This window comes from Actinomadura sp. NPDC048955 (assembly GCF_040649435.1).
Taxonomy (GTDB): domain Bacteria; phylum Actinomycetota; class Actinomycetes; order Streptosporangiales; family Streptosporangiaceae; genus Spirillospora; species Spirillospora luteofluorescens.
In genome coordinates this window covers 133,034-145,795 of record NZ_JBEZJI010000013.1, presented here as the reverse complement: position 1 = coordinate 145,795, position 12,762 = coordinate 133,034, and the positions used below count along the sequence as shown (strand labels likewise).

The following is a 12,762-nucleotide window of genomic DNA, read 5'->3' as shown; positions in this document are numbered from 1 at the left end:
CTGGTCGCAGGGTAGGCGGCCGGGACCGGGAGGACAGTGGTCAGGCAGGTAGGTGGTGGGTGTCGTTGAAGGCACGCAGGGTCGCCGGGCCGTCGGCGTACCAGTCGATGGACGACAGCGCCGCCACGTCGAGGTGCATCCGGTACAGGGACGGCATGGGCGCGCCCAGGGCGTCCTTGACGAGGAGCTTGATCGGGGTGACGTGCGAGACGACCAGGACCGTCTGCTCGCGGTAGCGGACCTTCAGCTTGTCCAGGGCCGTGCGGACGCGGCGGGACACCTGGGCGAAGCTCTCCCCGCCGGGAGGGGCGGCCTCGGGGTCGGCCAGCCACGCCTTCAGCTCGGCCGGCCAGCCCTTGCCGGCCTCGGCGAACGTGAGCCCTTCCCAGTCGCCGAAGTCGGTCTCGCGGAAGCCGTCCTCGACCCGGACCTCCAGGCCGGTGACGGCGGCGACCTCGGCGGCGGTGTCGCGGCAGCGGGACAGGGGCGAGGTGACGATCGCGTCGATCCCCCGGTCCTTGAGGGCGAGGGCGGCGGCGCGGGCCTGGGCGAGGCCGTGCGGCGTCAGGGGGACGTCGCCGATCCCGGCGAAGCGCTTCTCGATCGACAGGGGCGTCTCGCCGTGCCGCAGGAGGAGCGTCGTCGTCGGGGTGGACGAGGCGGGCCGGGGCGGCGGATCGGGCTCCCGCGGCGCCTCCTCGACCTTGCGGGTCCAGTGCTCCCCGCGGGCGGCGGCGTCCATGGCCTCGTTGGCCAGCCGGTCGGCGTGCGCGTTGCGGGCCCGCGGGATCCAGCCGTAGGACACCGAGCCCAGCGTGGCGGCCAGCTCGCGGGCCTCCAGCGCCAGCGGCACCATGTCCGGGTGCTTGATCTTCCAGCGGCCCGACATCTGCTCCACGACGAGCTTGGAGTCCATCCGGACCTCGACGCGGGCGGACGGGTCGACCCCGGCGGCCGCCGCGAGCCCGGCGATCAGCCCCCGGTACTCGGCGACGTTGTTGGTGGCGTGCCCGATCGACTCGGCGACCTCCGCGAGCACCTCGCCGGTCAGCGCGTCGCGGACGAGCGCCCCGTACCCGGCGGGACCGGGGTTGCCGCGCGAACCGCCGTCCGCCTCGACGACCAGCTTCCGGCCGGCGCTCACAGACCCGACTCGGGCGTCCGGACGAGGATGCGGCGGCACTCCTCGCAGCGGATGACCTCGTCCTCGGCGGCGGCCCGGATGCGGTTCAGGTCGACGGTGTTCAGCGCGAGGTGGCAGCCCTGGCAGGCGCCGCGGTACAGCTTGGCCGCGCCGACGCCGCCGAACTGGCCGCGCAGCTTCTCGTAGAGGCCGAGCAGGTCGTCGGGGACGTCCTTGGCCACGGCGGTGCGCGCGGCGCTCGACGTCCCGGCCTCGTCGTCGATGTCGCGCTGGGCGGCGTCGCGGCGCTCGGACAGCGCGGCCAGCTCGTCCTGCGCGCCGGTCCGCTCGGCGTTCAGCGCGGCGACGCGGCCCTCGGCCTCCTCGGTCCGCTCCATGATCTCCAGCACGACCTCCTCCAGGTCGGACTGGCGGCGGTGCAGCGACTCGATCTCGGTCTGCAGGCTGCTGAGGTCCTTGGCCGAGGTCACCTGCCCCGAGTCGAGCCGCTTCTGGTCGCGGTCGGCGCGGGTGCGGACCTGGTCGACGTCCTGCTCGGCCTTCTTCTGCTCCCGCCGCAGGTCGCCGACCTCCGTCTCGGCCGCCACGATCGCGTCGCGCAGCTCGGTCAGCCGGCCCTCCAGCCGCTCGATCTCCGCCAGCTCGGGCAGGGTGCGGCGGCGGTGCGCCAGCCGGTCGAGGGAGCTGTCGAGGTCCTGCAGGTCGATCAGGCGAAGCTGGGCTTGCGGTGCGGCTTTCACTTTGCTCCTTCGTCGTGAAGGGTCCACGCGTCGGTGACGAGCGTGGACACCCGTGTCTCCAACTTGCCCGCTTCCGGGGACGACCCGGCCAGGCGCCGCTCGGCGTCGGCGAGCCAGGGCCACTCGGTCGCCCAGTGCGCGGCGTCCACCAGGGCCGGGCCGCCTTGCTCGGCGAACTCCGACGCGGGATGGTGCCGCAGGTCGGCGGTGAGGTAGGCGTCGACACCGGCCGCCTGGGCGGTGCCGAGCAGGGAGTCGCCGGCGCCGCCGCAGACCGCGACGGTGCGGACGGGACGGTCCGGGTCGCCGGCCGCCCGCACGCCCCACGCGGTGGACGGCAGCCCGGCGGCGGCGCGCCGGGTGAACTCCCGCAGCGCGACCGCCTCGTCCAGCTCCCCGATCCGGCCGAGCCCGCGGCGCGGGTCGTCGTCGGCGGGGACCATCGGGCGCAGCTCGCCGGTGAGGCCGACGGCCCGCGCCAGCGCGTCCGACACGCCCGGGACGGCCCGGTCGGCATTGGTGTGCGCGGTGTGCAGCGCGATCCCGTTCGTGATCATGCGGTGGACGAGCCGGCCCTTGGGCGTGGTGGCGGCGACCGAGTGCACCCCGCGCAACAGCAGCGGATGGTGGGTGACCACGAGGTCGGCCTCCCACTCCAGCGCCTCGTCGATCACGGCGGCGACGGGGTCGACCGCGAACAGCACCCGTCCCACGTCCTGGGCGGGGTCGCCGCAGACGAGGCCGACGGCGTCCCAGGACTCCGCCCACGCGGGTGGATAGAGCTCCTCCAGAGCGGAGATGACATGGGATAGGCGCACGTCCCGCAGGCTACCGCGCCTGGCCGCTCCCAACGAGCCACCGAGCGTCACCCCGAGACGCCAAGGTCTGTAACGATATGGGACGGGACAGTGCACGACCGAGGGAGGAACGCCATGTCGGCCGCCGGCGCCGCCGCGGAACCGGAGCCCATCCAGCCCGTCCGACCCGTCGAACCAAAGGCGGAACGTCCGTACATGCCGGGTTACGGCATCCAGGGACCCCATGAGGGGAGCGGCCTGCTGCCGTGGTCCTGGGCCGTGGAGCGGCTACGGGCCGCCCGCAACTTCTGGGTGTGCACGGTGCGGCCGGACGGACGTCCGCACTCCATGCCGGTCTGGGGCGCCTGGTCGGGAGAGGCACTGCTGTTCAGCAGCGCGGTGCCGTCCCGCAAGATGGTGAACCTGCGGCTGAACCCGCAGGTCACGGTCACCACCGAGGAGGCCGAGAACCCCGTGGTCATCGAGGGGCGCGCCGAAATCGTCACCGAACTGCGCGAGTTGCAGCGGTTCATCGACCTGGTCAACTCCAAGTACGCCACGCGCTATCGTGTCGATTTCCTGGATCCGGAGGTGAACGCCACCGTCGCGGTGCGGCCACAGTCGGTGTTCGGGCTCCGCCAGGGAGATTTCACCGGTTCTCCCACCCGGTGGTCGTTCGTAACCTGAATGTCTGCTGGGATCATTCTGGAGACTCATCGCGTTGGAGAGTGTGTGAAGCCACCCTTTCGCCGCCGCAAGCGCGTCAAGGGCCGTCCGATGGGCAACCGCCCGGAGGCGGCCGAGCCGGAGACCATCGAGTGGCCCCGCGAGGGGACGGGCAAGTCGTCCCTGATGGGGGCCATCCGGGGGGACGGCGAGACCGGCGCCGGTTTCGGTGGCGGCATGTTCGAGGATCTCGCCTCCGCCTTCGAGGGCTCCAAGAAGGTCAAGCAGGAGGAGCAGGAGCGGCAGAAGGTGCTGCGCCAGGACGACCACGAGCAGACCGGATCCGGCAGCGTCCGCGACGACCTGGAGTCCGGCAAGATCCGGATCCGGCGCAACCCGCCGGCCGGATGACCGCGCCGGAACGCTCTCGAACATAGGTTCGAATCCGGGTTATCCTGCCCTCGTGAGCACCTACGTTCCGCCCGGCTGGCCCTCGCAGGTGCATCCACCGGGCACCGACCGCTTCGTGGACACGGCGCTCGCCTGGCTGCTGGAACTCGTCCCGCCCGAGTACCGGCGCTACGGCGTCCTGCGCCGCTACCCCATCGCCCTCGCCCGCATGGCCCGCCACCACGTCCACGCGTCCGTGGAGGCGGCCCGGGAGGGCTTCCGCACCGCCCGCGTCGATCTCGGGGACGTCGTCCCCCCGCACGGCGTGGAGTCCGTCCTGGAGGCCTACCGCCGCGAGGGCGCGCGCCTCGTCTCCCTCCTCCAGGGGATCGAGCTCGTCGAGACGGCCCTGCGCGGCCTCGCCGAGCCGGACGATCCCACCCATCGCCGCCCGTTCACCCCCAAGCTGTGACCGTCGTGTTGACGCTGTGTCGGCGCGTGCGCAAGCCTTGAACGGTTCCTTAGGGAGGCGGGGTTCCGGTGAGCACACCACCTGGGTGGTACCCAGATCCAGAGTGGATGGGCCGCGAGCGCTACTGGGACGGCCAGACCTGGACCGACCAGTCGCGCCGCTACGACTCCCGCGCCCGCCGCCGCGCCTCGCTGAGCGCCGACCCTCCACCCGCCCCCGCCCCACGCCCGCAAAGGCCCGGGCCGACAGCCGTCGCGCCGCCACCACCACCTCCCCCAGCGCAAGCTCAGCCGGAAACACCGGCAACACTGCAGCCGCCGCTTTCACCGCCCGAGCCGCCCCGCTTCGCGTCCACGCCTCAGCCCTCGCCGCCTCCGGCCGAGACGCCGTCTGCTTCGCAGTCGCCTCCGCAAGAGGCCCGGCCCGAACCACCGACGCCTCCGCCGCCGAGCCTCGGCGCCTCCCGCACACCACAGCGGCCTCTCACGCCCTCCCAGCCGCCGGAACCACCACGTCCCGCGGCTCCTCCCCAACCCCCCTCGGCGGAAGTCCCAGCAAAGCCACCAGCAAGCCTCAGCGAGCCCCGCACACCACCTCCCCCGGCCCGGCACCACACACCACCGCCAGCGGCGGCCACGGCGCCTCCTTATCAGGCGCCGGGGTCTTGGCCTGGGCCTTCTCAGGGGCGGGGCGTGCCTGCGTCGTCGGCCTCGTCGCGGTCTGCGCAGCCGCCGCGGCTCGGGGGCGGGCGCGTCCCGCCGCAGGCTGCCCGGCCGCCCTTGCAGGAGGCTCGGATGGAGGCGTCCGCGCCTCCTTCACCAGGTCCGCGGAAGTCTCCTGCGCCGCAACCTCCGGCGCCGCGGCAGGCGGACGGGCCGGTGCCGCGTTTTCTTCCGCCGGGGCGGCCGCAGGGGACGCCGTCCGGGCGGGCCGGTATCGCGATCGGGCTGGTCGTGGCGGCCGAAGGTGGCCTGGTCGCCGCCGTCGCGTTCGGGGCGGGGTCCCTCTGGCCCCTGTGGGGCGCGGTGTCGGTGTTCGCCGCGTGGGCGCTCCTGCTGCTGGCGCCCCTCAGCGCCGCGCGCTCGTACGGCTACCGGGAGCCGGACGGCGACGAGCGCGCACGGCTGGAGCACGCGTGGCGCTACGTGCAGCAGCACGCCGGTGTCAGCGGCTACCGGGTCGTGATCGTCGAGTCGGACGGGCTGAACGCGTGCCGGCCGTCGGCGCGCACGGTGGCGGTCACGTCGCATTCGGCGCGCTCGCTGCCGCCCGGGCACCTCGCCGCCGTCCTCGCCCACGAGCTGGGGCATCTCCAGGGGTGGCGGGCGGTGCCCGCGTTCGTCCACGCGCAGGTGACGCTGCCGAACCGGACGCTGCGGTGGGCGCTGCGCACGGCGTGGGCCCCGATCGGCCCGATGTGGAAGCGGGCCGTCGAGTGGCACCGGCCGATCGGCTTCCTGGGGGTGTTCCTGCTGGCCGCCGTCGCCGCGGTGGTGACGGCGCTGGTGGCGGTGCCGGCCGCGCTCGCCCACGCCGCCTCGCTGGGCGCGCGCCTGCTCAGCGCCGGAGGCGAGGCGAGGGCGGACGCGGCGGCGGTGCGCATGGGGTTCGGCGCGGATCTGGTCGCGGCCGTGGAGCACCGCATCGAGCACCAGCGCGACGGGCTGCCGCTCTCCCTCGTCCGGCGGGCGCAGGGCCTCCGCCGCCGGCTCGGCTGAGCCCGGTCAGCTCCTCCCGCCGAACAGCGGCGGCGGCCCCTGGCGCGGGTCGTCGGGCGGCCGCGGGCCGCTCTGCTGGCCGGGCGGCGGGCCCGGCCGGGTCGAAAGGGGCGCCCTCGGCGGGGGCTGCGTCGTCGGCGCGGCCCACTGAGGGGCGGGCGGCGCGCCCCACTGCTGGGAACGCGGGACGGGATCGGGCGCCGTCTGCTCCGTGTTCGGGGCGGGGAGCGCCTGCCGCGGGGGCGGCGGGTCCGGGAGGGGGCCGGTGGTGACGCGGTCCAGCGTGATGATGGCCGGGTCGCATTCGACGGGTGTGATCGTGCGGCCGCGGCCGGGCACCGACTGGACCAGCAGCAGGGCGTGGTCGGGCAGGTGCTGGAGGGTGACGGGTTCGACGGCGTACTCGTACACGCGCTGCGTGGTGTCGGCGTCGCTCCAGTTCGTCCCCTCCGCGAAGGAGTAGGCGGCCGACCAGTTCCGCGAGGTGGAGGTGGAGGTGCCCTCGGTGTCGCTGGTGCTGGTGGACCCGCCCCGGTTGCTGCCGCGCTGGTGGGACGTCGAGCGGTCGGGGAACAGCCCGAACATCTCGCCGCCCGAGTAGGTGGTGCCGGACGAGCGGTTCGTCCCCCAGTTGCGGGACGTCCCGATCGTGCGGCTGGTGCTGTGGGTCTCGGAGTCGCCCGTGCCCTCGGTCTCGGTGGTGGTGTGGGACTCGTTCCCGCCGACGTTCTTCGTGATCTGCGACAGGACGAAGCGGTGGTCGCGCCCGATGAAGTCGGCGGCGCGGGACGCGTCCTCGTGGTTGCCGAGCCGCATGAACGCGACGGCGCCGCCGCCGATCATCTCCGCGGACGTCTCCCGCAGCCGCCGGAACAGCAGGGTCAGCGGGACGCCGCGCCGCTCGCAGGCGTCCGAGAGCCGTTCCAGGTGGCGGCGGGCGAGCTCGTCCGCGCCGGCGACGACGAGGGCGGGCGTGGAGGCCTGCGACGCGGTGATGCGGTGCGTCACCCACTGGACGACGAGGTCGGTCAGCAGCTCGGAGCGGACGTTGCGGGCATGGCTGTCGAGCGCGATGCAGGTCAGGTAGCCGGCGCCCTCCTTCCGGTCCGGCGACGTGCCGAGGTCTTCGAGGGGGTGGACGTAGGACTCGATCCGCGACAGGTTCGCGTGGGTCTGCCGCCGGTACTCCACGGTGAACAGCTCGTTCGTGATGTGGCGCCGCTCCTCGCGGGTCAGCGCGCCGTCGTCGTCGGGCTCGCCCATCAGGGCGCGCAGGGCGGCCGCGATCCGGGCGAGCGTGACGTCGTCGCCGAGCGCGCCGCAGACCTTGGTGAGGATCCGGTCGTCCATGCTGCGGTCGGCGCGCGCGGCGTCGGGCGTGCCGCCGTGCATGGACTCGACGATCGCGTCCACGAGGTCACGGGGCGACATGTCGGCCAGCAGGCTGGACGAGGCCTGGCGGCTGGGCAGCAGCTGCGCGTCCACGCCCATCCACGCCGCCTGGGCCAGCTCGACCAGTTCGCGGCTGACGACCTCGCGGGAGAGGTCGAGCACGAGCAGCGGCTGGACGGCCAGGGTGGACGTCCCGTACGTGGTGAGCAGCGCCTCCCACGCCCACAGCGTCCCGCCGAACACGTCCAGGCGGCGGCCGGGGCGCGGGGCCGCGCCCCACTCGGGCAGGTCGTCCAGCCGTGCGCGCTCCGCGGCGTCGTGCGCCTGCTTGCGCGCGTGCCACTGCCGGGCCTGTTCCTGGTAGCCGCTGATGATCTGCTGCTGGGCGAGGTCGTGGGCCTGCCGGGCGCTCTGCCGCTGCCGCACGGCCCACCAGGTCAGCAGCGCGCCGGGGCCGAGGGCGATGGCGGCCAGCAGCAGCGAGCCGATCGAGAGGCCCTCGGCGCTGCTCATCGAGCAGGCGGCGAAGAGCACGAGGATCATCGCGATCCCCGCGCTCACCGGAAGCGTCCGGTTCAGCCTCCGCTGCGCGGCCTGGTCGGTCTCCACGACCCGGCGCGCGAGGTAGTCGGGCAGCGCCTGCTGCTGGGGCGGCGCGTCCGGGAAGGGGCTCAGGAACCACCAGCGGTCGCGGAACACCCAGCCCAGGCGTGGATCCGGGCTGAAGAGCCGTTCGCGGCGCGACAGCAATCCTCCATGGTCGACCGGACTGCCCCTCACGATCTGAACCCCCGTCCCGTCCGGTTGCCGGCGCGATCGTCACGCCCGTCCCGTCCCGCTCGGTATGCCGCAAATAACCCAAGCAGATTGACATGTAACTTGTCAGTCCCTCCGTGAGGAAACGGCCTTCCCAAAGGGCTCCTTGCTCAATAGCCTGACTGCTCATGACCTTGGACCGAGGCGAGATCGCGAAAATGTCCGGCCCGGCCCGTCGGCGCGGCTGACCATGTGGGACGTCGTGCGCGGCCTTCCGGTGTGCCGGCTGATGGAGGTCCCCCGCCCGGACGAGACGGACGGACGGGACGAGTGGCGCGACCAGCGGCTCGCGGCACTGGTGTCGGCCTACCACGCGGGCAAGGACCCGGTGCTCGTCGGCTGGCGCCGCGCTGAGGCGTTCGGCCCCACGGAGGTGTTCGTCGGCGGGGACGGGCTCGTCGCCGACCGCGACGGGTCCGCCGCGACCCTCAGCCTCCCGGCGGGCGGACGCGGGACCCTGCTGCCCCAGGGCATCGGCGAGGACTCGATGGCCCACTGGGTGAGCATCGGCGGCATCGCCGACGGGCTCCTGGTGGAGGATCCGCCGCCGGAGGAGCCCGCGCGCCCGTCCCTGGAGGACGGCCTGCTCTCGGTGTGGATGCAGCCGTTCGCCTGGATGCTGGTCGCCGAGCCCGTCGACCCGGACGAGGCGCGGCGCCTCGCCGACGACCTCGCCGACCGGCAGCAGCGCGCCCGGTCGATGGCGGAGCTGTCGCCGGAGGACTCCGTCGCGGCCCTGCGGATGGAGAAGCGGCATCGGGAGCTGCGCCAGGCCGCCACGTCCGGCCTCTGGCGGGTGCATCTGGCGGCGGGGGCGGCGACGCCCCAGGCCGCGGCGCGCGTCGCGGCGCTGGTGTGCGCGTCGGCGGACCTCGGCCGCCTGCCGTACGCGCTGGTCCCGGGCGCGGCCGGGCCGTTCGAGGCGAGCACGCAGCTCGTCGCGGCGCTCGCGCGGCCGCCCGTCCGGGAGGTCGCCGGGGTCCGGTTCGTGATGCGGCCGGACTTCGACGTCACGCCCGAGTCGCCGGGCACCGGGGTCGGCCTGGGACGGGTCCTGGACCGCAACCGCCGCGACGTGGGCCCGATCTCGCTGCCGCTGTCGAGCCTGAACCGGCACACGTTCGTGTGCGGCGCGACCGGCGCCGGCAAGTCGCAGACCGTCCGGTCGCTGCTCGCGGCCGCGTCGGGGGCGGGGCTGCCGTGGCTGGTGGTCGAGCCCGCGAAGGCGGAGTACCGGCTGATGGCGGCGCGGCTCCCGGACGCGGAGGTCGTCACGATCCGCCCGGGGGACGCGGAGGCGATCGCGGCCGGGATCAACCCGCTCGAACCGGCGACCGGGCCGGACGGGCGGCCGTTCCCGCTGCAGACCCACGCCGACCTCGTCCGCGCCCTGTTCCTCGCGGCGTTCGAGGCCGACGAGCCGTTCCCGCAGGTGCTCGCGGCGGCGCTGACCCGCTGCTACGAGCGGCTCGGCTGGGACCTCGCGCTCGGCGAGCCGGCCGCGCCGGGCGCCGCGCCGCGCTACCCGACGCTGGCCGACCTGCAGGCCACCGCCGAGCAGGTCGTCGACGAGATCGGCTACGGCCAGGAGATCACCGACAACGTGCGCGGCTTCATCCGGGTCCGGCTGTCCAGCCTGCGGCTCGGCACGACCGGGCGGTTCTTCGAGGGCGGCCACCCCATCGACTTCGACGCGCTGCTCGCCCGCAACGTCGTCCTGGAGATCGAGGACGTCGGGGACGACCGCGACAAGGCGTTCCTGATGGGCACCGTCCTGGTCCGGCTGGTCGAGCACCTGCGGCTGCGGCAGCGGCAGGGCGCCCCGTCCGGGCTGCGGCACCTCAGCGTGTTCGAGGAGGCGCACCGGCTGCTGCGCCGCAGCGAGCAGGCCGGGCCCGCGTCGCACGCCGTGGAGACGTTCGCGAGCCTGCTGGCGGAGATCCGCGCGTACGGGGAGGGGCTGATCGTGGCGGAGCAGATCCCCTCCAAGCTCGTCCCGGACGTCATCAAGAACACCGCCGTCAAGATCGTCCACCGGCTGCCCGCGAAGGACGACCGGGACGCGGTCGGCGCCACGATGAACATCACCGAGGCCCAGTCGCAGTTCCTCGTCACGCTGACGCCAGGCGAGGGCGCGGTGTTCACCGACGGCATGGACTACCCGCACCTGGTCCGGATGCCGGACGGCTCGCACCTGGAGGAGGCCGCACCGCCGACGGCCTCGCCCCGCGCGCTGGTCACCCCCCGCAGCGGGACGTGCGGGACGGACTGCCGCGACTCCCCCTGCACGCTGCGGGACATGCGCACCGCCCAGCGGGCCCTGTCCGACCGTCCCGAACTGGTGATGTGGGCGGAGATCGCCGCCGCCGCCCATCTGACCGGCTGGGGCTCCCCGTACCCGGCCCTCTCGGTCCTGGACGGGCTGCCGCCCCGGATCCGCGACTGCGCCATTTCGCACGTGGTGGACGCGGCCGTCGCGTCCCGCGCCGCCTCCGCCGGGCTGGCCGACCATCTGGCCGGGATGTTGCGGGGCGCCACGTGCGCCGACGACGAGACGGAGTTCTTCGCCGCCCCGTACCGCTGGTGCCTCGTCCTGGAGGAGCTCGGCGAGGCGCGGCGAAGGTCCCCCGACGGCGGGCGCCACCCTCTGAGCGGGCAGTGGGAGAGCCGCTACGGGCGCGCGATTCCCGGTGACACGCTCGCCGAGCAGTACCGCGCCGTCAGCGCCTGGTGGGAACGCGACCAGCGCGACCTCGCCGCCCGCGACGTCGCGGTGTGGGGTTCGTCCCGGGCGCTGGAGACCGCGGTGGGCGCCCTGCGCACCGACCCGGACTGGCCCGACCGCCTCCGCGAGGCGACGTCGGCCCTCGGCGCCCTCGGCGGCCTGATCGACTCCTACACCCCCGCCGGCTAGCCGCGCCCTAAACGCTCGCCCTCCGCGCGTCGACCTCGATCTCGATCTTCATGCGGGGGTCGGCGAGCCCGCACACGAGCATCGTCGCGGCCGGCCGCACGTCGCCGAAGCGGCGCCGCAGCACCGGCCAGCAGGGCTCGAAGTCGGCGCGGTCGGGCAGCAGGTACCGGACCCGCACCACGTCGGCGAACGTGCAGTCCGCCTCCGCGAGCGCGGCCCCGATGTTGCGGAGGCACTGCTCGGCCTGCTCCACCACGTCCTCGGAGATCGTCATGGTGGCGTAGTCGAACCCGGTGGTGCCCGAGACGTGCACCCGGTCGCCGTCCACCACGGCGCGGGCGTAGCCGATCCGCTCCTCGAACGTCGAGCCGCTGAGGATCGCGCGTCGTTCCGTCATGGTCGAAAGTATGGAGCGTTCCGGACACCGGGCCGGCGGCGGGGTGAGGCGGCGCGCGCCGCCGCGCGGGTCAGGCCAGTTTCTCCAGGTGGTCGGCGGCCTCGGCGGCGCCTCCCGCCGCGGCGAAGGAGTCCCGGACGCGCCCGGCGGCGGCGCGGTGCGCGCCGTCGGCCAGGACGGTCGTGAGGGCGGCACGCAGCTCGTCCGGCCGGACCCCGTCGAACGGGACCGCGGTCCCCGCGCCCGCCTCCTCCACCATTCCCGCGATGATCGGCTGGTCGTCCCGGATCGGCGCGGCCACCAGCGGGACGCCGTGGGCCAGCGACTCGCACACGGCGCCGTAGCCGCCGTCGCAGACGACCGCCGACATCCGTTCGAGGAGCTTGAGCCGGGGGACCTGCCCGCGGACGAGGACGTTCGGGGGCACGTCCCCCACCAGAGCGGGCGGCGCCGCGAAGACCGCCTGGACGTCCATCTCGCGGACGGTCTCGGCCGCGACCCGGAAGAACCGCTCCCGTGACGGGTCGTCGGCGGTGTCGAGCGAGACGAGCAGGGCGGGGCGCCCGTCCAGCCGGTCCCACGGGAACGCGCTCGGCGCGGGACGGCCGAGGACGGGCCCGACGAAGGCGAAGTGGTCGGGGAAGATGGAGACGTCGCCGAGCAGCGCCCCGGTGGAGAACACCAGGACGAGGTGGTCGGAGAAGCGCAGGTCGAGCAGGTCGTCGATGCCGTGGTCGAGCTGGAACGCGCCGATCCGCTCGCGCACCCGCCGCTCGTCCTCCGGCCGGTCGGCGAGCGGGCGGGTGAACTCGGCCGGCGTCGCCGCGGCCGTGGCCCACGGGATCTCGCGGCGGCGGGCGGCGACGGGCGCGGCGAGGGCGAGCTGGTCGCCGACCACCACGTCCGGGCGGAACCGGTCGAGCGCCGTCTCGACGCCGGGCATCATCGCGTGGCCCAGGGGGACGAGGAACTCCTCCCAGAAGCGGGGGTCGGCGGGGCCGTGGGCCCGGAGGCGGGCGTCGCGCAGGCGCGCCGCGTCCTCGTCGCCGAGGGCGCTGAAGATCCGCGAGCGGGGGCGCAGCCGGGGTTCGAGGGACGCGCGGTGCCCCGTCCAGGCGACCTTGTGGCCGCGGCGGGCGAGCTCGGCGGCGACCGCGGTGACCGCGGTGACGTGCCCGTCGAGGGGCGGGACCGCGAACAGGAAGCGGCGCGACGGGCTGCACGCCCGCGCCACCCCGGGGTCGCCCAGCAGAGACGGGACGCGGACACGGCGGGCGCTCACCGCCCGCCTCCGCCCGGCCTCCGGGCCTGGTCGA

11 protein-coding genes and 1 pseudogene are annotated in these 12,762 nt (G+C 74.6%); 6 read left to right on the top strand and 6 right to left on the bottom strand.

The features are described from left to right. Positions 1 to 40: 40 nt before the first annotated feature. From AB0C84_RS15995 to AB0C84_RS15985, 3 genes are read right to left on the bottom strand one after another with little or no spacing between them, the layout of a single operon-like run. Entirely contained in the window at positions 41 to 1,144 is a 1,104-nt protein-coding gene (locus AB0C84_RS15995) for a bifunctional RNase H/acid phosphatase (protein WP_361066222.1), read from the bottom strand. Continuing rightward, entirely contained in the window at positions 1,141 to 1,884 is a 744-nt protein-coding gene (locus AB0C84_RS15990; RefSeq protein ID WP_179847296.1) for a C4-type zinc ribbon domain-containing protein, read from the bottom strand. The genes AB0C84_RS15995 and AB0C84_RS15990 overlap by 4 nt, the downstream gene beginning before the upstream one ends. Beyond that, positions 1,881 to 2,702 (bottom strand): Nif3-like dinuclear metal center hexameric protein, encoded by an 822-nt coding sequence (locus AB0C84_RS15985; RefSeq protein ID WP_361066218.1) that lies wholly within the window; start codon positions 2,700 to 2,702, stop codon positions 1,881 to 1,883. Before AB0C84_RS15985 ends, AB0C84_RS15990 begins: the two co-directional genes overlap by 4 nt. A gap of 114 nt (positions 2,703 to 2,816) precedes the next feature. On the opposite strand from AB0C84_RS15985, the gene AB0C84_RS15980 reads away from it, so the two are divergent. The 5 genes and pseudogenes from AB0C84_RS15980 to AB0C84_RS15960 all read left to right on the top strand — a co-directional run bounded on the left by AB0C84_RS15980 (position 2,817) and on the right by AB0C84_RS15960 (position 5,927). Next, on the top strand, positions 2,817 to 3,368 hold the full coding sequence (locus tag AB0C84_RS15980) for a pyridoxamine 5'-phosphate oxidase family protein (RefSeq protein ID WP_179847294.1): 552 nt from the start codon (positions 2,817 to 2,819) through the stop codon (positions 3,366 to 3,368). 45 nt (positions 3,369 to 3,413) lie between these two features. Then, positions 3,414 to 3,758: a DUF6191 domain-containing protein gene (locus AB0C84_RS15975; RefSeq protein WP_258939409.1), complete on the top strand. Its 345-nt coding sequence runs from the start codon at positions 3,414 to 3,416 to the stop codon at positions 3,756 to 3,758. A 52-nt stretch (positions 3,759 to 3,810) separates the two neighbouring features. Continuing rightward, complete coding sequence (locus tag AB0C84_RS15970) at positions 3,811 to 4,209, top strand: hypothetical protein (protein ID WP_179847292.1); 399 nt, start codon at positions 3,811 to 3,813, stop codon at positions 4,207 to 4,209. Between the two features lie 68 nt (positions 4,210 to 4,277). Further along, positions 4,278 to 4,367: pseudogene (locus AB0C84_RS15965) on the top strand (DUF2510 domain-containing protein); the annotation flags it as partial. A 720-nt stretch (positions 4,368 to 5,087) separates the two neighbouring features. After that, positions 5,088 to 5,927 (top strand): M48 family metalloprotease, encoded by an 840-nt coding sequence (locus AB0C84_RS15960; protein ID WP_361066278.1) that lies wholly within the window; start codon positions 5,088 to 5,090, stop codon positions 5,925 to 5,927. A 6-nt stretch (positions 5,928 to 5,933) separates the two neighbouring features. Here AB0C84_RS15960 and AB0C84_RS15955 read toward each other — a convergent pair whose 3' ends face one another. Next, positions 5,934 to 8,099, bottom strand: a complete 2,166-nt coding sequence (locus tag AB0C84_RS15955) for a hypothetical protein (RefSeq protein ID WP_361066213.1) — start codon at positions 8,097 to 8,099, stop codon at positions 5,934 to 5,936. A gap of 238 nt (positions 8,100 to 8,337) precedes the next feature. Between AB0C84_RS15955 and AB0C84_RS15950 the strand changes: the two genes are divergently transcribed. Then, entirely contained in the window at positions 8,338 to 11,049 is a 2,712-nt protein-coding gene (locus tag AB0C84_RS15950) for an ATP-binding protein (RefSeq protein ID WP_361066210.1), read from the top strand. Positions 11,050 to 11,056: 7 nt separating this feature from the next. Here the strand turns inward: AB0C84_RS15950 and AB0C84_RS15945 are convergent, their stop codons facing one another. Together AB0C84_RS15945 and AB0C84_RS15940 are read right to left on the bottom strand one after the other, a co-directional pair. Then, positions 11,057 to 11,446 carry a RidA family protein gene (locus tag AB0C84_RS15945; RefSeq protein WP_361066207.1) on the bottom strand — a complete coding sequence of 130 codons (390 nt, stop codon included), beginning with the start codon at positions 11,444 to 11,446 and terminating at the stop codon, positions 11,057 to 11,059. A gap of 70 nt (positions 11,447 to 11,516) precedes the next feature. After that, entirely contained in the window at positions 11,517 to 12,728 is a 1,212-nt protein-coding gene (locus AB0C84_RS15940; RefSeq protein WP_361066204.1) for a nucleotide disphospho-sugar-binding domain-containing protein, read from the bottom strand. Between the last annotated feature and the right edge of the window lie 34 nt (positions 12,729 to 12,762).